The sequence below is a fragment of the Pseudomonas sp. Sample_23 genome (assembly GCF_004307595.1).
Taxonomy (GTDB): Bacteria; Pseudomonadota; Gammaproteobacteria; order Pseudomonadales; family Pseudomonadaceae; genus Aquipseudomonas; species Aquipseudomonas atacamensis.
This window is the reverse complement of record NZ_RCNX01000053.1, coordinates 122,907-141,582: the sequence shown is the minus strand read 5'-3', so window position 1 is coordinate 141,582 and position 18,676 is coordinate 122,907. Positions and strand designations below refer to the sequence as shown.

The 18,676-nt window shown below is 60.6% G+C and carries 15 protein-coding genes and 1 riboswitch; of the genes, 6 read left to right on the top strand and 9 right to left on the bottom strand.

The window, feature by feature from the left end; genetic code table 11:
• Positions 1-135: 135 nt before the first annotated feature.
• Entirely contained in the window at positions 136-1,542 is a 1,407-nt protein-coding gene (locus tag D8U82_RS15080; protein WP_130902444.1) for an adenosylmethionine--8-amino-7-oxononanoate transaminase, read from the bottom strand.
• Positions 1,543-1,765: 223 nt separating this feature from the next.
• Here D8U82_RS15080 and D8U82_RS15075 point away from each other — a divergent pair, with 223 nt between their 5' ends.
• From D8U82_RS15075 to D8U82_RS15065, 3 genes are all read left to right on the top strand, one after another.
• The gene (locus D8U82_RS15075) at positions 1,766-3,535 is read left to right on the top strand and encodes a flavin monoamine oxidase family protein (RefSeq protein WP_130902443.1); all 1,770 of its coding nucleotides are present in this window, start codon (positions 1,766-1,768) and stop codon (positions 3,533-3,535) included.
• Between the two features lie 618 nt (positions 3,536-4,153).
• Complete coding sequence (locus D8U82_RS15070) at positions 4,154-4,705, top strand: cytochrome b (RefSeq protein ID WP_073471054.1); 552 nt, start codon at positions 4,154-4,156, stop codon at positions 4,703-4,705.
• 31 nt (positions 4,706-4,736) lie between these two features.
• On the top strand, positions 4,737-5,315 hold the full coding sequence (locus tag D8U82_RS15065) for a YceI family protein (protein WP_125925455.1): 579 nt from the start codon (positions 4,737-4,739) through the stop codon (positions 5,313-5,315).
• A gap of 249 nt (positions 5,316-5,564) precedes the next feature.
• On the opposite strand, the gene D8U82_RS15060 is transcribed toward D8U82_RS15065, so the two are convergent.
• From D8U82_RS15060 to ahcY, 5 genes are all read right to left on the bottom strand, one after another.
• The gene (locus D8U82_RS15060) at positions 5,565-7,427 is read right to left on the bottom strand and encodes a DEAD/DEAH box helicase (RefSeq protein WP_125925456.1); all 1,863 of its coding nucleotides are present in this window, start codon (positions 7,425-7,427) and stop codon (positions 5,565-5,567) included.
• 221 nt (positions 7,428-7,648) lie between these two features.
• Positions 7,649-8,461, bottom strand: a complete 813-nt coding sequence (locus tag D8U82_RS15055) for a transporter substrate-binding domain-containing protein (RefSeq protein WP_130902442.1) — start codon at positions 8,459-8,461, stop codon at positions 7,649-7,651.
• 87 nt (positions 8,462-8,548) lie between these two features.
• The gene (locus D8U82_RS15050; RefSeq protein WP_125925561.1) at positions 8,549-9,631 is read right to left on the bottom strand and encodes a hypothetical protein; all 1,083 of its coding nucleotides are present in this window, start codon (positions 9,629-9,631) and stop codon (positions 8,549-8,551) included.
• A 73-nt stretch (positions 9,632-9,704) separates the two neighbouring features.
• The gene (gene metF, locus D8U82_RS15045; protein WP_125925458.1) at positions 9,705-10,550 is read right to left on the bottom strand and encodes a methylenetetrahydrofolate reductase [NAD(P)H]; all 846 of its coding nucleotides are present in this window, start codon (positions 10,548-10,550) and stop codon (positions 9,705-9,707) included.
• Between the two features lie 158 nt (positions 10,551-10,708).
• On the bottom strand, positions 10,709-12,118 hold the full coding sequence (ahcY, locus tag D8U82_RS15040) for an adenosylhomocysteinase (RefSeq protein ID WP_016772771.1): 1,410 nt from the start codon (positions 12,116-12,118) through the stop codon (positions 10,709-10,711).
• Between the two features lie 23 nt (positions 12,119-12,141).
• Positions 12,142-12,240: riboswitch (S-adenosyl-L-homocysteine riboswitch) on the bottom strand.
• Positions 12,241-12,438: 198 nt separating this feature from the next.
• Between ahcY and D8U82_RS15035 the strand changes: the two genes are divergently transcribed.
• Together D8U82_RS15035 and D8U82_RS15030 are read left to right on the top strand one after the other, a co-directional pair.
• A complete protein-coding gene (locus D8U82_RS15035; RefSeq protein WP_016772772.1) occupies positions 12,439-12,843 on the top strand; it encodes a hotdog domain-containing protein in 405 nt (134 codons plus the stop codon).
• 174 nt (positions 12,844-13,017) lie between these two features.
• A complete protein-coding gene (locus D8U82_RS15030) occupies positions 13,018-13,905 on the top strand; it encodes a formate/nitrite transporter family protein (RefSeq protein WP_016772773.1) in 888 nt (295 codons plus the stop codon).
• Here D8U82_RS15030 and D8U82_RS15025 read toward each other — a convergent pair whose 3' ends face one another.
• Positions 13,906-15,171, bottom strand: a complete 1,266-nt coding sequence (locus tag D8U82_RS15025; RefSeq protein WP_024014630.1) for a sodium:proton antiporter — start codon at positions 15,169-15,171, stop codon at positions 13,906-13,908.
• Positions 15,172-15,420: 249 nt separating this feature from the next.
• Entirely contained in the window at positions 15,421-16,590 is a 1,170-nt protein-coding gene (locus D8U82_RS15020) for an MFS transporter (RefSeq protein WP_130902441.1), read from the bottom strand.
• A gap of 332 nt (positions 16,591-16,922) precedes the next feature.
• Here D8U82_RS15020 and D8U82_RS15015 point away from each other — a divergent pair, with 332 nt between their 5' ends.
• The gene (locus tag D8U82_RS15015; protein WP_122612379.1) at positions 16,923-17,306 is read left to right on the top strand and encodes an MAPEG family protein; all 384 of its coding nucleotides are present in this window, start codon (positions 16,923-16,925) and stop codon (positions 17,304-17,306) included.
• 114 nt (positions 17,307-17,420) lie between these two features.
• Here the strand turns inward: D8U82_RS15015 and D8U82_RS15010 are convergent, their stop codons facing one another.
• The gene (locus D8U82_RS15010) at positions 17,421-18,605 is read right to left on the bottom strand and encodes an MltA domain-containing protein (protein ID WP_130888287.1); all 1,185 of its coding nucleotides are present in this window, start codon (positions 18,603-18,605) and stop codon (positions 17,421-17,423) included.
• Positions 18,606-18,676: the final 71 nt, after the last annotated feature.

Below are 18,676 nucleotides of genomic sequence, written 5' to 3'. Positions count from 1 at the left end.
AATATCAATCGAAAGGGGCAGTTATCGCTTGAGGATAATCATAGAATCTCCCACACTTGAAATGCATTCCCCTGTGGGAGCGAGCCTGCTCGCGAAAGCGGCAGTCCAGCCACCGCAAATCTCAAGCAAGGCGAATCAGCCCGGGTCGCGGAATCCCGGGTGAAAGTCTTTCGGCACCGCAACACTGACGCTGTCACGCGTAGCAATGTCGATGCCTTCGCTGGCCACTTCGGCCAGAAAGTCGATCTGCTCCGGGGTGATCACATACGGCGGCAGGAAATACACCACGCTGCCCAGTGGCCGCAACAACGCACCGCGCTCCAGCGCATGCTGGAACACCTTCAAGCCACGACGCTCCTGCCAAGGGTAGGCCTCTTTCGTGGCTTTATCCTTGACCATCTCGATCGCCAGGACCATGCCGGTCTGGCGCACTTCGGAGACGTTCGGGTGATCGACCAGATGCGCCGTCGCCGAGGCCATGCGCTGAGCCAGCGCCTGGTTGTTCTCGATGACGTTGTCCTGCTCGAAGATATCCAGCGTCGCCAGTGCCGCAGCGCAGGCCAGCGGGTTGCCGGTGTAGCTGTGCGAATGCAGGAAGGCGCGCAGGGTCGGGTAGTCGTCGTAGAAGGCGCTGTAGACCTCGTCGGTGGTCAGGCACGCGGCCAGCGGCAGGTAGCCGCCGGTCAGGGCTTTGGACAGGCAGAGGAAGTCCGGGCGGATGCCGGCCTGTTCGCAGGCGAACATCGTCCCGGTGCGGCCGAAGCCGACGGCGATTTCATCGTGGATCAGGTGCACGCCATAGCGGTCGCAGGCCTCGCGCAACAGCTTGAGGTACACCGGGTGATACATGCGCATGCCGCCGGCGCCCTGAATCAACGGCTCGACGATCACTGCAGCGACGCTGTCATGATTCGCTGCCAGCGTCTGTTCCATGGCGGCGAACATGTTGCGCGAATGTTCTTCCCAGCTCATGCCTTGCGGGCGCAGATAGCAATCCGGGCTCGGCACTTTGATGGTGTCCATCAACAGGGCTTTGTAGGTCTCGGTGAACAGCGGCACATCGCCGACCGCCATCGCTGCCATGGTTTCGCCGTGGTAGCTGTTGGTCAGGGTGACGAAGCGCTTCTTGTTCGGCTGGCCGCGATTGAGCCAGTAATGAAAACTCATCTTCAGCGCGACTTCGATGCAGGACGAACCGTTATCGGCGTAGAACACCCGGTTCAAGCCTTCCGGGGTCATTTTCACCAGACGCTCGGACAGCTCGATCACCGGCTGATGGCTGAAACCGGCAAGAATCACGTGTTCGAGTTGATCGACCTGATCCTTGATGCGCTGGTTGATGCGCGGGTTGGCGTGGCCGAACACGTTGACCCACCACGAGCTGACCGCGTCGAGGTAGCGCTTGCCTTCGAAGTCTTCGAGCCAGACGCCTTCGCCGCGCTTGATCGGGATCAGCGGCAGCTGTTCGTGGTCTTTCATCTGGGTGCAGGGATGCCACAACACCGCAAGATCGCGTTGCATCCACTGGTTATTCAGGCCCATTTACAGTCTCCTCGAGGCGGCTCGCGTCAGGCGCGGGCGAACAATCGCGCAAGCCTATGCAATGCATCGCGCGGGAACAACCCATTGTGTCGATTGAGCTACTTTGTCTGAGCCGATAGACGTCGCTGGCGGCGTTTTGATGGCTAACGTATTCTTCGCGGTTCTTTGAGTCGTCTGACTCGCAAAACTGCTTTTTCCCACATGTTTTTCCGGAGTTCGCTGAATGTCTGTCGGTTGGCTGCGCGCCTGTGCGCTGGTGATGTTGGGGCTGTTCAGCGTTACGGCGCTGGCCAAGGATAAAACCGCAATCGTGATTGGCGGTGGCCTGTCGGGTCTGACCGCCGCTTACGAACTGCAGAACAAAGGCTGGCAGGTCACCCTGCTGGAAGCCAAACCGAGCCTGGGCGGGCGCTCGGGCATGGCCACCAGCGAGTGGATCGGCAACGACAAGACTCAGCCGGTGCTGAACAAGTACGTGTCGACCTTCAAGCTCGGCACCACGCCGGCGCCGGAATTCGTGCGTACGCCGGGTTATCTGATCGACGGCGATTATTTTTCCGCCGCTGATCTGGCCACCAAGCAGCCAGCCACCGCCGATGCGCTCAAGCGCTACCAGAAAACCCTCGACGATCTGGCGCGCTCGATCGACGACCCGCAGAACCCGGCCGCGACCAGTACGTTGCACGCGCTGGATCAGATCACCGTATCGAGCTGGCTCGACAAGCAGAACCTGCCGGCTACCGCGCGTCAGCTGATCAACCAGGACATCCGCACCCACTACGACGAACCTTCGCGTCTGTCGCTGCTGTATTTCGCTCAGCAGAACCGCGTCTATCGCGGCGTCTCCGACCGCGACCTGCGCGCCTCGCGTCTGGTCGGCGGCAGCCAGGTCCTGGCCCAGGCCTTCGTCAAACAGATCAAGACCATCAAGACCAGCTCGCCGGTCTCGGCCATCATCCAGGACAAGGACGGCGTGACCGTCAAAGTTGGCAGCGTCGGCTATCAGGCTGACTACGTGGTGCTGGCGGTGCCGTTGCGCGCACTGAACAAGATCTCGCTGACCCCGGCGCTGGATGCCCAGCATCTGGCGGCGATCAAGGGCACCAACTACGGCTGGCGCGACCAGATCATGCTGAAGTTCAAGACGCCAGTGTGGGAAAGCAAATCGCGCATGTCCGGCGAGATCTACAGCAACGCAGGTTTAGGCATGCTCTGGATCGAGCCGGCGCTGAAGGGCGGCGCCAATGTGGTGATCAACCTGTCCGGCGATAACGCCCGTGTGATGCAGGCGTTCGGCGACAAGCAGATGGTCGATCAGGTGCTGATCCGCCTGCACGCGTTTTATCCACAGGCCCGTGGCTCGTTCACCGGTTATGAAATCCGCCGCTACAGCACCGACCCGTCGATGGGCGGCGCCTACCTGGCTTACGGCCCGGGCCAGATCAGCAAGTTCTGGCGCCTGTGGGAACGTCCGCTGCAACGCGTAGCGTTCGCCGGCGAGCACACCGACACCTTGTACCCGGGCACCCTGGAAGGCGCACTGCGCACCGGCCAGCGCGCGGCCAGCCAGGTTGAAGATCTGGCGGCAGGCAAGTCCTTTGAACCGGTCAAAGTGGTTCCGGCTGCAGCAGCTGCAGGCGCGGCGGGTGCCGTGGCGGCGAAGAAGGGCAACTTCTTCAGCAACCTGTTCGGCGGTTCGGATGACGAGAAAAAGCCTGAGCCTGCGAAAGCGCCAGAGCCAGCACCTGCTCCGGCCGCTCCAGCGCCTGCACCGACCCCGGCACCTGCGCCAGCGCCGGTGGAAGCACCGAAACCAGCGGCCCCGGTGAAAGCCGAGCCGGCGAAAAAAGCAGCGGCCAAGCCAGCGGCGAAGAAGCCTGCAGCCAAAACCGAAACGAAAAAGCCGGCGGCCAAACCGGCAGCGAAAAAGGCTGAGCCGGCGAAGAAACCAGCGGCCAAGCCTGCTGCAACGACCGAGACCAAGGCGCAGTAAGGCTTTGTTCACATGAAAACGCGGCCCTCGGGTCGCGTTTTTTTTGCCCTGCGGTTCAGTCCTTCGTCATCCGGTTACGGGACTTACCGGCGTACCGGAGCCTTCCCACAAGATGCTCGGAATGAGGTGATAGCGGCTGCCAGCGCGCCAATTTTATGCTGGAAAAAATTGGGGGCATGCTATGAAAACGCTTATCGCGATACTGGTTTCGATTGCACTTTCCGGATGTAGCAACGGGCAATTTTTCCCCGGCGGCTATGGTTCTGAACTGGCGCACAAGTGCCACATAGACCCCTACAGTGCCGAATGCCTGCAACCGCCGGCAGTACTTCATAACTGATCGGCCATGAATGGCTGGTCAGTCAAAACTCCCACTTGAAGAACTCTGTCCCGTTCGGCAGTTTCCTCAGCCACTTTTGCTTGGGTTTGCGCAGGCGCCCGATATCAAAACCGTTCATTTGTTCAAGCGCCCTATCCTGAGATCGCCTTTAATCCTTCCTTAACACCTCGCTCGCAGACTCTTGATCGTATTTCTCGATATTTCAAAGCAAAATTTTCCGCTTTAATTCGATAGATAACTCGCTAGTCTTGGTTCGCAGTTCTCACAGGATTTGGGCAATGCAGCTACGTAACTCTTCTTCGCGCTATGGTTGGGTCAGCATCTTCATGCACTGGGGCGTGGCGCTGGCGGTCTTCGGGCTGTTTGCGCTGGGTCTGTGGATGGTCGGGCTGGATTACTACAGCACCTGGCGCAAAGACGCGCCGGATCTGCACAAGAGCATCGGTCTGGTGCTGCTCGCGGTGATGGTGTTGCGAGTGGTGTGGCGTTTCATCAGCCCACCGCCGCCAACGCTGCAAAGCTACAGCCGCATGACCCGTATCGGCGCCAAGTTCGGCCACGGGTTTCTGTATCTGGCGCTGTTCGCTGTGATGATTGCCGGTTACCTGATTTCCACCGCAGACGGTGTCGGGATCCCGGTGTTTGGCCTGTTTGAAGTTCCTGCACTGCTCTCCGGACTACCGGATCAGGCAGATACCGCTGGGGTGATTCATCTCTGGCTGGCGTGGGCACTGGTAATTTTTTCCGGTCTCCATGCGTTGGCAGCATTGAAGCACCACTTTATCGATCGTGATGCGACCCTCACTCGAATGCTCGGTCGCAAAGCCTGAAATTCAACCTCGACTCAAAGGAAAAGAAAGCATGTTGAAAAAGACTCTGGCCGCTCTGGCAATCGGTTCTGCACTGCTCTCGGCTGGTCAGGCCATGGCTGCGGACTACAAAATCGACAAGGAAGGCCAGCACGCCTTCGTTGACTGGAAAATCAGCCACCTGGGTTACAGCTTCATCCACGGTACTTTCAAAGATTTCGACGGTACTTTCTCTTGGGATTCGGCCAAGCCTGAAGCCAGCAAGATCTCTGTGGATGTGAAAACTGCCAGCCTGTGGTCGAACCATGCTGAACGTGACAAGCACATCGCCAGCAAAGACTTCCTCGACGTGAGCAAGTTTGCTGATGCCAAGTTCGTCTCCACCGCCGTTAAATCGACCGGTGAAAAGACTGCTGACGTGACCGGCGACCTGACCTTGCACGGCGTGACCAAGCCTGTGACCTTCAAGGCCACATTCAACGGCGAAGGCAAGGATCCATGGGGCGGCGAGCGCGCTGGCTTCAACGCCAAGACCACTCTCAATCTGAACGATTTCGGGATCAAGGGCCCAGGCCCAACCTCGCAAACTGCAGATCTGGATATCTCGCTGGAAGGTGTGAAAGTTAAATAACTTTCGCTCGCCACAATAAAACGCCCCTGGTCAAAAGGCCCGGGGCGTTTTTTATTGCCTGCGACACATCCCCTGTGGGAGCGAGCCTGCTCGCGAAAGCGGTCATTCCGGCAACATCATTGCTGACTGACCCGCCGCCTTCGCGAGCAGGCTCGCTCCCACAGGGGTATTGCGGTGTGGCAGAGATATCGAGGTAAAAAAATGCCCCGGCTCTTTCGAGCCGGGGCATTTTTCATTGCGGCTTGAAACTCAGCGATTGCGGGTCAGCAGTGCTGGTTTCTCGCCACGCGGGCGGCTTGGCAGTTGATCGAGCTGCTCAGGCGTCGGGAAGCGGTCGGCTTTCGATTCCTTGTGCATGATCTTCGGACCGTTGCTGCGCGGGTTCTGTACGGCCGGTTCGCTGCGAGGCTGATCGTCACGGGCCGGACGGCGGTTGCGCGGCGCGGATTCGTCACGACGACCCTGACCGTCACGCGGAGCGCCATTGCGCGGGCCGCTGCGTTTGGCCGGTGGCGTGCCGGTGCTCGAGCCGTTGCTGTTGCGCGGACCGTTCTGACGGCCCTGAGGCTGACCACCGCGTGGTGCGCCTGCGCCTTGCGCCGGTGCGCCCGGACGACGGCCACGGCCGCCGGCAGGAGCGGCCTTCGGCACGTAGTCAACGCGGTTACCGAAGTTATCGATATCGTCGTCGAGGAACTCGTCCGGAGCGCGATCAGCCGCTGCACGCGGTGGCTGGCTCGGGCGCTGTTCGCGGCTCGGCGTGCCTTCACGCGGTTTCTGCTGACGGGCAGGGCGCTCGCCACGTTCAGCGGCCGGCTTTTCCTTGCCCTTGTCTTTGCCTTTGTCCTTGCGACCGCCGCCACCGCCGCCGCCATTCGGGCCGTCGCCACGTGGGCCACGGGAATTGCGCGGGTTGCGGATGTCCGGACGCTCGCGGGCTTCCGGCTTCTCGGCTTCGATGGTGCTGGAGTCGAAGCCCATCAGATCGCCGTCGGCAATCTTCTGCTTGGTCATGCGCTCGATGCTTTTCAGCAGCTTCTCTTCGTCTGGCGCGACCAGCGAGATCGCTTCGCCGGAACGACCGGCGCGGCCGGTACGGCCGATACGGTGCACATAGTCTTCATCGACGTTCGGCAGCTCGAAGTTGACCACATGCGGCAACTGATCGATGTCCAGGCCACGGGCAGCGATGTCGGTGGCAACCAGAATGCGTACTTCGCCGGCCTTGAAGTCGGCCAGGGCTTTGGTGCGCGCGTTCTGGCTCTTGTTACCGTGGATCGCCACCGCCGGCAGGCCATGTTTGTCCAGGTATTCAGCGAGACGGTTGGCGCCGTGCTTGGTGCGGGTGAAGACCAGTACCTGTTCCCACGCGCCGGCGGTGATCAGGTGCGCCAGCAGCGCACGTTTGTGGCTGGCCGGCAGGCGGAACACGCGTTGTTCGATGCGCTCGACCGTGGTGTTCGGCGGCGTCACTTCGATGCGTTCCGGATTGTGCAGCAGTTTGCCGGCGAGGTCGGTGATGTCTTTGGAGAAAGTCGCCGAGAACAGCAGGTTCTGACGCTTGGCCGGCAGACGTGCGAGGACTTTCTTCACGTCGTGGACAAAACCCATGTCGAGCATGCGGTCGGCTTCGTCGAGAACGAGAATTTCCACGTGGGACAGATCGACGCTGCCCTGGCCGGCGAGGTCGAGCAAGCGACCTGGGCAGGCGACGAGGACGTCGACGCCACGGGACATGGCCTGGACCTGCGGGTTCATGCCAACGCCGCCGAAGATGCAGGCGCTGACGAATTTCAGGTCACGGGCGTAGATCTTGAAGCTCTCGTGCACCTGGGCCGCGAGTTCGCGGGTCGGGGTCAGGACCAGCACGCGCGGTTGGCGCGGGCCGTGACGCTGGGATTTGTCCGGGTGACCGTTGGGGAACAACCGCTCCAGAATCGGGAGGGCGAAACCGCCGGTTTTACCGGTACCTGTCTGAGCCGCCACCATCAGGTCGCGACCTTGCAACACGGCGGGAATGGCCCGCTGTTGCACCGGAGTAGGCTCGGTATAGCCCGCATCTTCGATGGCACGGACTAAAGCCTCGGAGAGACCGAGGGAAGCAAAGGACATGAGTAATCCTGTTTTAGTTAGGGCTTGGCCCAATGGGAGTCTTGCCTGGCGCGAATCACGTTTAAGAGGACGCAATCCCGTCCGGTCCAGCGGCGGTTCCGAAGGCACGTCAGGAGCGCTCGCGCGGGCTGGAAGCTGCGCTGTAGCGGGTCGAGAGGCCTGTTACGGTTCCGGGCGTCCGGGCGTGAGCCTGGCGGGAACGCCGGAGTATAACAGAGCAATCACTGCGCGCTGCTTTCCTGCTGCTCAACGGTTTTGCCGCCGGCCGTGGCCGGGCGCATTGGTGCGCCATCAACAGGTGCGGCACCATAGCGCGCGCTGAGCTCGGCGTAGGCCGGTTCGCGCTTGAAACGCTTGAGCTCGGCGCCGAAACGCTGCACCAGCAAGTCCATACCGGCATTGCGCCGAACCGCAAGAAACTGGCTCTGACGGCTGATAACCGTCGGGTTTTCCGTGATCAGATCGCGAATATTCAGCTCATCGAGCAAATGCTGACCGACGCGGCGATCGGTAATCAGCAGGTCAATCCGCCCGCGCACCAGTTTGCCGAAATTGGCTTCATGGGTCGGTGCCGGCTCACGAACAAACAGGTCCGACTGGCTGAAGTCAGGGCTGTACAGATAACCCGGCGAGGTGCCGATGGTCAGGCCTTTGAGTTGTTCGAGGGTGTTGAAAGGATGCGGCCGCTCATTGGCGTAGAACATCACGAATTCGACGTCGGACAAAGGTTCGCTGGGATAGAGCAGGGTGGCGTCGCGTTCGGCGCTGTGAAAGATGTCCAGCGCACCGTCGGCCTGGCCGGTCTCGAGCATCGACAGGCAGCGCTTCCACGGCAGGAACTGCCATTCCACTTCAATGCCCAGACGCTGGAACACGATGGCGGTGGTTTCGTAGTCAAGACCAAGGTTCTTGCCACCCTGTTCGTAGACGTACGGCGCCCACGGCTCGGTGACAATACGCAACTTCTCCCCCCGAGCGGCGACGCTCAGGCAAGTCAGAATAATAACGCTCAGCAGTTGGGCAATAAGGGGCATGGCCTGAGGTTAGTACGCGAAACGCCTGATGAGAAGCTCTGGCATGCATGTTTCGCGCAGACCCCGGGCGCAATGGCCGTGATGGCCTTATTTGCTTGCGGTTTTCAGCAGGTGTTGGTGGACCTTGGCGTGGCGCGCACCCAAGATCCGCTTGACCAGGCCGCGACTGAACCAGTCCCTGAGCAAGTGCCTGCAAACCGGCTTGCCAATGCGTTGCTGCTGGTTTTCCAGCGCCTTGTCCCACCAGACCGCTGCACACGCCTGATCGAACTCGTTGGGATGTTCATAGCAGCCGTAAAGGATTTCGCGAATGAACTGACGCAGATGCGCCGGCAGCAGCAGCGTGACGAGCTTGTAGAACATCCGCTGCAGGCGCGGTGGTCGAGGCAGTTGCGGTGATACACGTCGGGTGTCGTCCAGTGCAGCCTCGCCGGTCGGGTTGTCGCCATGTTTGGCGACCCAGGCCTGAACCTTGGCCCTGAACAAGTGCTTGCGGCTCCAGTAATGGTGAATCAGATCCGGGCACTTGTTGACGTCGAGCGTGCGATAGGCAGCCACTGACAGGCAGAACTCTTCGAGGGTGTAGGCGCCCTGTGCCGACGGGAACAGCTCATCAATCAAAGCGATGGAGCGGTCCAGCACGTGAGCGTCCTGCCGGTGCAAGCCGATGACGCCGGAGTTGAGCAGGCGCATGTGATCGTCAGTCAGGCCTTTGTCCAGCAGGGTTGCCGACAGCGTGCGGTAGAGCAGGCTCATCTTGTTGTCGCCATAGCGGGCGTAGTAGTCATTGCACAGCAGGGTGCCGGGCTGCACCCGCTCGAACAGTTTCAGCGGCGAGCAGTGGAAAAATGTATCGGTGTCGATCAACAGCGCCGTTTCATGCTCTTCAAGTACCGAGCGCAACGCGACATGTTTGATGCGGAAATGATAACCGTGGGGCTCGCTCCATTTCTGGCGCGTTTCGGCGTCCAGAGGGCGAACGCGCACGGGGAGATGCGCATAGGGTTGCGGATTGTCGCTGAAGACCTGGATATCGATCGCGGCATCCGGCGTCTCGCGCAACCACGCCAGAGCACTGGCGATGCTGAAAACAGCTTCCTGATGGTAAGTCTCGGCACCGAAAACCAGATAGACCAGTTGAGGGCGTGTTTTTGTTTGCGCGCAGATCATCGACAACAATATTCCATTTGTGCTTTTCGGTGAAAAGGCCCGGTGAGGGCCTTTTTTATCGCATGGAAAACCTTCAGCGCGGCAGCTTGAGGTTGTTCCAGATGGCCAGGCTAGGTTCGGCCTGGTTCATCGAGTAGAAGTGCAGCCCCGGTGCGCCGCCCTGCAGCAGGCGTTCGCACATTTCGCTGACGACTTGTTCGCCAAAGCGTTGAATGCTTCGCGTGTCATCGCCGTAGGCTTCCAGTTGCTTGCGGATCCAGCGCGGAATTTCCGCACCGCAGGCATCGGAGAAGCGTGCGAGTTTGCTGTAGTTGGTGATCGGCATGATCCCCGGCACGATCGGCAGATCCACGCCCAGCGCCTGCAAACGGTCGACGAAGTAGAAGTAGCTGTCGGCGTTGAAGAAGTACTGGGTGATCGCGCTGTCGGCACCGGCCTTTGCCTTGCGCACGAAGTTGGCGAGATCGTCTTCGTAGTTGCGCGCTTGCGGATGCATCTCCGGGTAAGCGGCGACTTCGATGTGGAAATGATCGGCGGTTTCTTCACGAATGAATTCCACCAGTTCATTGGCGTGACGCAGCTCACCGCTGGTCATGCCCATGCCGGACGGCAGGTCGCCACGCAGGGCAACGATGCGCTTGATGCCGGCAGCCTTGTATTCGTTCAGCAGGCCGCGCAGGTCGTCCTTGCTGTCACCGACGCACGACAGGTGCGGAGCGGCGGGTACTTTGACTTCGTTTTCCAGCTGCAACACGGTGTTGAGCGTGCGATCACGGGTCGAACCGCCAGCGCCGTAGGTGCAGGAAAAGAAATCAGGGTTGTAGGTGGCCAACTGACGGGCAGTGGCGAGCAGCTTTTCTTGCCCGGCATCGGTCTTGGTCGGGAAAAACTCGAAGCTGTAGCGACGGTCTTGGGACATGGTCATACCCTTGGAAACAAGTACCTCGAGGCGCTGCAATCCGGTGTAGGAGCGAGCCTGCTCGCAAAAGCGCTGGGTCAGACAACACGGATGTTGAATGATAAGCCGCCTTCGCGAGCAAGCTCGCTCCCACAGGGAGAGCGAGCATTCAGCGCCTGTTAGTAGCGATAGGCGTGCGGCTTGAACGGGCCTTCGACGGTGACGCCGATGTAGTCAGCCTGTTGCTTGGTCAGTTGGGTGACCACGCCGCCGAAGCCGCGAACCATTTCCAGGGCCACTTCTTCGTCGAGTTTCTTCGGCAGCACTTCAACGGTCAGACGCTCGGCTTTCTGCGCTGGCGACAGGTCGGCGTATTTCTGGCCGAACAGGAAGATCTGTGCCAGAACCTGGTTGGCGAACGAACCGTCCATGATGCGGCTCGGGTGACCGGTGGCGTTGCCCAGGTTCACCAGACGGCCTTCGGCCAGCAGGATCAGGTAGTCGTCGTTCTGTGGGTCGAAGCTGCCGGCACCGGTGCGGTGAACCTTGTGCACCTGTGGCTTCACTTCTTCCCATGCCCAGTTCTTGCGCATGAAAGCGGTGTCGATTTCGTTGTCGAAGTGACCGATGTTGCAGACAACGGCGCGCTTCTTCAGGGCTTTGAGCATGTTCGCGTCGCAAACATTGACGTTACCGGTGGTGGTCACGATCAGGTCGATCTTGCCCAGCAGCGCTTTGTCGATGCTCGCTTCGGAACCGTCGTTGATACCGTCGATGAACGGCGACACCAGTTCGAAACCGTCCATGCAGGCTTGCATGGCGCAGATCGGGTCAACTTCGGAGACTTTAACGATCATGCCTTCCTGACGCAGGGACTGGGCCGAGCCCTTGCCCACGTCACCGTAACCGATGACCAGCGCTTGCTTGCCGGACAGCAGGTGGTCGGTGCCGCGCTTGATCGCGTCGTTCAGGCTGTGACGGCAGCCGTACTTGTTGTCGTTCTTGGACTTGGTCACCGAGTCGTTGACGTTGATCGCCGGGATCTTCAGCTCGCCCTTGGCCAGCATGTCCAGCAGACGGTGTACGCCGGTGGTGGTTTCTTCGGTCACGCCGTGAACGCGATCAAGCACTTGCGGGTATTTCTTGTGCAGCAGCTCGGTCAGGTCGCCGCCGTCGTCGAGGATCATGTTGGCGTCCCATGGCTGGCCATCCTTGAGGATGGTCTGCTCCAGGCACCACTCGTACTCTTCTTCAGTCTCGCCTTTCCAGGCGAACACCGGGATACCGGCGGCAGCGATAGCGGCAGCGGCCTGATCCTGAGTGGAGAAAATGTTGCAGGACGACCAGCGTACTTCGGCACCCAGGGCAACCAGGGTTTCGATCAGCACGGCAGTCTGAATGGTCATGTGGATGCAGCCGAGGATTTTCGCGCCCTTGAGCGGCTGCTCGGCAGCGTATTTGCGGCGCAGACCCATCAGGGCAGGCATTTCCGATTCGGCGATGATGGTTTCGCGACGGCCCCAGGCAGCCAGGGACATGTCGGCAACTTTGTAATCGGTAAAATCGGCAGGCGTGTTGACAGCGCTCATGAAGAGCCTCCATTCGTAATGTATGCGAATGGGCGCCGTTGTGCGTTTAGTGTCCGGCGTGAGCCGGTCAACGCCCCATCCGAGCCTGACAGGTCGAACCTGCTGCAGCGCCCCTCGGACAGGTGGCGGGAAAACGGTAGCCAGTGAACGTTACCGTTTTTTGAAACGGGGGCGATTATAGCCGCCCGGGCTGATCTTCCAAAGGGTTTCTGTCGGCCAGATGAAGATCGCCAATGGCGACCATAGTCGCAGCTGCCTGGAGCCTGACTGAGCAGTCTGCCAAGATGGGCGCATCTTTCGGCAAGCGCTCAGGAGTGAACATGAATTTCCACACCCGCAAATGGGTTAAACCCGAAGACCTCAACCCCAACGGCACCCTGTTCGGCGGCAGCCTGCTGCGCTGGATCGACGAAGAAGCTGCGATCTACGCCATCGTGCAACTGGGCAACCAGCGTGTGGTGACCAAGTACATCTCGGAAATCAACTTCGTCAGCGCCTCGCGCCAGGGCGACATCATCGAACTGGGCATCACCGCCACCGAATTCGGCCGCACCTCGATCACCCTGACCTGCGAAGTGCGCAACAAGATCACCCGCAAGAGCATCCTGACCGTCGAGAAGATGGTGTTCGTCAACCTCGGCGAAGACGGCCTGCCGGCGCCGCACGGGCGGACCGAGATCAAATATGTGAAAGACCAGTTCAAGGATGACGAGGCCGTTCAATAAGATCGGCGGCGCATTCTTCGCGAGCAGGCTCGCTCCCACAGGTACAGCGTGATCCTTGTGGGAGCGAGCCTGCTCGCGAAAGCGGTTGCCAATTCAGCGGAGATTCGCCTGACCACTGAACAGCCATGAAGCGCAACGGTCGTAGCTACATCGCCCCCCACCGGTTGCCACGCCATGACCACCCCCACCAGCGACAAGACCCCCGACCTCTCGGCCAAGGAGCAGCATGAAGTCGAGAAGAGCCAGCCGCCGCGCGCGGCCGTTCTGCATGAAATCATCCGCACCCAGGGCGATCAGGAACTGGAGCGCAGCATTGCCGCGCTGTGGTGGTCGGCGCTGGCGGCAGGGTTGACCATGGGCCTGTCGCTGATGGGCATGGGATTGCTCAATTCGCGCCTGCCCGATGGCGACGAATTCAAGGTGATCGCCAGTTTCGGCTACTGCGCCGGTTTCCTCGCGGTCATCCTCGCGCGCCAGCAACTGTTCACCGAAAACACCCTGACCGCCGTGCTGCCGGTGATGACCAGGCCGACGCTGAAGAATTTCCTGCGCCTGATCCGTCTGTGGACAGTGGTATTGGTCGGCAACCTCTGCGGGACGATTCTGGTGGCGTACGTGATGCTGGAACTGCCGATTTTCGACAGCAAAACCGACGTCGCCTTCCTCGAAATCGGCCGCAAGGTCATGGAGCATAGCGCCAGTCAGATGTTCGCCAAGGGCATCGTCTCCGGCTGGATGATCGCCACCATGGTCTGGATGATCCCGTCCATGGAGAGCGCGAAGATGTGGATCATCATCCTCATCACCTACTTCATGGCGCTGGGCGACTTCACCCATATCGTTGTCGGATCGGCGGAAGTGTCGTATCTGGTGTTTGCTGGCGAGTTGCCGTGGAGTGATTTCTGGGCGGTGTTCGCCGGACCTACGCTGGCGGGGAACATCATTGGCGGCAGCTTCATCTTCGCGCTGATCAGCCATGCGCAGATTCGCAGTGAAAGCGGTGCGCCGAAGGAATCTGCGGATCAGGCTGTTAAGCCCGATCCGCAGTCGATCAAGAAATGATCAGTGGTGGGCTGGCTCAGCCACGCTGGCCGGCTCGTTGCGCGTCGCGTGCTTGACCAGTTTGCCGATGGTCAGGCCCTGCAGCAGGATCGACGACAGCACGACGATGTAGGTGATGCTCAGCAGCAGATCGCGCTCCGGGCCCAGCGGCAGGGCCAGCGCCAGGGCCACCGAAACACCGCCGCGCAAACCGCCCCAAGTGAGGATGCGGATGGTGCCGGCCGGCACTGAGCGCCAGCGCCGCAGCAGCAGGATCGCCGGCGCCACGGTAAGCAGGCGCGACAACAGAATCGCCACCGCCAGCAGACCTGCGGCGGCCATGTGCAGCCAGTTGAACGGCAGCAGCAACAGCTCCATGCCGATCAGCGCAAACAGCAGCGCGTTGAGCATGTCATCGAGCAACTCCCAGAAACCGTCCAGATAGCGCCGGGTCATGTCGTTCATCGCCAGATTGCGCCCCAGGTTGCCGATGATCAGACCGGCGACCACCATCGCGATCGGTGCCGAGACGTGCAACTCGGTGGACATCGCCGAGCCACCGATCACCAGGGCCAGGGTCAGCATGACGGTGATCTGGTGCTGCTCGACGCTTTTGATCATCCGATAGACCAGATAACCGATCAGCCCGCCGAACAACACGCCGCCGATCGCCTCATGGACGAAGAGCATGGCCGTGGCGCTGACGGTCGGGGTTTCGCCCAGTTGCGCGATGCCCAGCAGCACGGTGAAGACCACCACCGCCGTGCCGTCGTTGAACAGTGATTCGCCGACGATGGTGGTTTTCAGTGGTTTCGAAGCGTTGGCGGTACGCAGTACGCCGAGCACGGCAATCGGGTCGGTCGGTGAGATCAGCGCGCCGAACAACAGGCAGTAGAGGAAACTCACGTGCCAGCCGAACAGGGCAAAAATGTAGAAGGCCAGGCTGCCGATCACCACGGTGGCGATCAACACGCCGAAGGTCGCCAGCAGGCCGATCGGCCAGCGGTAGCTGCGCAAATCATTGAGGTTGACGTGCAGGGCGCCGGCGAACAGCAGGAACGAGAGCATCCAGTTCATCAGCAGATCGCCGAAATCGATCTGGCCGATCAGTTGCTGCACGCGGTCTTCGAGGCCGGGAAAGCCGAGGACGCTGAGGCCTTGCAGGAGCAGTGAGAACAGCAGGGCGGTAACCATCACGCCGATGGTCGGCGGCAGGCCGATAAAGCGGAAATTGACGAAGGTCAGGAGGGTGGTGAGGCAGATGAAAGCGGCGACGAGTTCAAGCATCCGGGGTCCTTTGGATGGAGAGTGAATGGAGCGCGACCGGAGGTTGGACGCAGGGGTTTGATGGGCAAACAGCGACATGGGACACACCACAGTTCATTGTGGCGAGGGGATTTATCCCCGCTCGGCGGCGAAGCCGTCGCAATCGGGCTTATCGATAATTCCTGACAAAACCCGATCGAAGGTTTTGGGGCTGCTGCGCAGCCCAACGGGGATAAATCCCCTCGCCACAGGTGGTTAGTCGCAGAGGTCTCAGCCAGTCACATTGACCGCACTCGCCCGCCGACGTTGCAGGTAAATGAACAACAGCGCCGTCAGCACCGTCAGCACGCCGACCAGCGCCCCGGTCCACGGCAGGTCCGCCAGATCCGCGCCGCTGGCAACCACCAGTCCGCCGATCCAGGCGCCTGCGGCATTGCCAAGGTTGAACGCGCTCTGGTTCAGCGTCGAACCCAGATTCGGCGCTTCATGCGCCTGATCGATGATCAGCAACTGCAGAATCGGGCACAGCGCAAAAGCGAAAATTCCCCACAGCACCAGAGTGATCGCCGCCGGAATCACCGAACGGCTGGTCTGGCTGAACGCCGCGAGAATCACCACGACTGCCAGCGCAACGCCGACCAGTGACGGCAGCAAGCGGCTATCGGCCAGACTACCGCCGAGCATGCTGCCCGCTGTCAGGCCGACGCCGAACAACAGCAGCATCACCGTCACGCCGTGGGGGCTGACGCCAGTGATGTCTTGCAGGATCGGTGCGATATAGGTGAACACGCTGAACAGGCTGGTCGAGGCCAGCACGCTCATGCCCAGCGCCAGCAGCACGTTGGCCTTGCCCAGCACTTTGAATTCGCTGGCGAGGTTGGCTTTGTCCATTGCGATGTGTTTTGGCAGCCACAACCACTGCGCCAGCGCCGCAACAATGCCGATCACCGACACCGCCCAGAAGGTCGAGCGCCAGCCAGCGTATTGGCCAAGCGCTGTGCCGAGTGGCACGCCGAGCACGTTGGCCAGGGTCAGGCCGGTGAACATCATGGCAATGGCTTGCGCGCGTTTGTTCGGCGCCACCAGGCCGGCGGCAACCACCGAGCCAATGCCGAAAAACGCCCCATGACACAGCGCCGTGACCACCCGCGCCGCCATCAGCGTCGCGTAGTTGGGTGCCAGCGCGCAGAGCACGTTGCCGAGGATGAACATCAGCGTCATGCCCAGCAATGTCGCTTTGCGCGGCATATTGGCGGTGCCGATCGCCAGGATCGGTGCGCCGAACACCACGCCCAGGGCGTAACCGGTGATCAGCAGCCCGGCGTGAGGAATGCTCACCGCCAGATCGCGGGCGACGTCGGGCAGCAGGCCCATGATGACGAATTCGGTAGTGCCGATGCCGAACGCGGCAACGGCGAGTGCAAGCAAAGCGAGGGGCATGCGCAAGGTCTCTGTCGGTAGTCTTGACGCTTTGATCAGGCATACGCGTGCCAGCGACCGTTTTCGAAGAAAGCGGAGCAGGCAGCTTTTATTGGAATTTTTTGGTGTGCAGCTGAGTACGGCGTGGTGGGTTGCAGTATAAACAGCTGCTGACACATGACGAATCAATAATCTGACTAATCGACGGCGCGCTGGAAGTGCCTTGTTATATCCAGCTGAAAGAACCTTTCTGCCGGGCGCGGCTCTTAGCCTGTGGGCAGGTGCTGATCGGCATGCTGGTGATGAATTTCTGATCGCTCGCCAATTTCTCCAATCGAAAAAAGGACGACGTTATGACAGTGGCTCTGTGGTGTGTGTTGGTCGCGATTTTCCTGCCGTACGTATGCACGATCGTGGCGAAGGCCACCGGCGGTTTCCGCCTCAAGGACAATTATGATCCACGGGACTTTCTCGACAGCGTCGATGGCGTCGCCCGTCGCGCCCACGCCGCGCAACTGAACAGCTTTGAAGTAACGCCTGCGTTTGCCGCTGCGGTGATCGTTGCGCACCTGGTCGGCACTGCGCAGCTGGTGACGGTCAATGTGCTGGCCGTGCTGTTTATCACCAGTCGCCTGCTGTACATCATCTGCTACCTGGCTGACTGGGCTGCACTGCGTTCGGTGGTGTGGTTTATCGGGATGGGGCTGATTGCTTCGTTCTTCTTTGTGTCGATCTGATTATCGGCTATTGCTGCCGGCCTCTTCGCGAGCAGGCTCGCTCCCACATGGAAATGCATTTCAGATGTGGGAGCGAGCGTGCTCGCGAAAGCGATGGATCAGACTACGAAGAACCTAAGACTTTTGCTTCGGTGTATCCGCCACCTGCGGCACTTGCGGCAACTCTTGTCCTTTAGGCCAGAGCATCCAGATCTGCCCCTGCTGCTTCATGTCCCCGGCCAGTTGCCCGGCCGCATCACCCGTGCCCCAGAACAGATCCGCGCGCACCTCACCGGCAATCGCGCCGCCGGTATCCTGCGCCGCGACCGGGCGCACCAGTGGGGTGCCATCCGGTTTGGTGGTCGACAGCCATAACAGACTGCCCAACGGAATCACCTTGCGATCCACCGCCGCGCTGTAGCCGGCGGTCAGCGGCACGTTCAGCGAGCCGCGTGGGCCTTCGTTGCTGTCCGGGTTGCGGGTGAAGAACACGTAGCTCGGGTTGCTGGCGAGCAGTTCCGGAATGCGCGTGGGGTTGGCCTTGGCCCAGTTGCTGATCGCGCTCATGGTCACGTCTTCTTTCTTCAGCTCGCCTTGCTCGACCAGCCAGCGACCGATCGGCCGGTACGGGTGGCCGTTCTGATCGGCGTAGGCGATGCGCAACTGTTTGCCGTCCTCGGTCTGGATCCGGCCCGAGCCCTGGATCTGTAGAAATTGCAGATTCATCGGGTCAGTCAGATAGGCGACCACTGGCGCTTTCACGCCTTTGGATTCAATGGTCGCCGCGTCGTCGTAAGGCTTGAGCACGCGACCTTCGAGGCGACCGCGCAGGCGCTTGCCCTTCAATTCCGGGTAAATGCTGTCGAGCGAGACGATGATCATGTCTTCCGGCACACCGTACACCGGCACGTTCGCCGTTGCGGTGGGCGTCAGGCTGCCGGGGTACACCGGTTCGTAGTAGCCAGTGATCAGACCATTGGGGTTGTCATTCTCGGCGCGCAGGCCGTAGACATCGAGATTCTGCTTGAGGAATGCACGAATCTCGGCGGCGCTTTGCGGCACATTCACCGCCGCAGCGCAGGTCGGCCCCCAGACTGTGTCGGCTTTGAGTCGTGTGCAGGCGCTGCGCCACGAGCCGAAACCGGCGACCAGATCGCTATCGGATACCGCTGGCAAGGCTTCCCATGCCGCGCTGGAATAGGTAGCCAGCGCATGGGTTTTTGGTTTGGCGCTGTCGCCGCCTGTGCAACCGGCGAGGATGGCGAGCAGTGGAAGGGTGACGATAAGCGGGTGACGCCAGGCCGTGAAGCGGCTGTTCATGGAGTGATTCCTGTGCCGGTTGGTCGAGTGCTCCATGCGCTCGACCAACCCGTATTTTTAATAGGGCTATT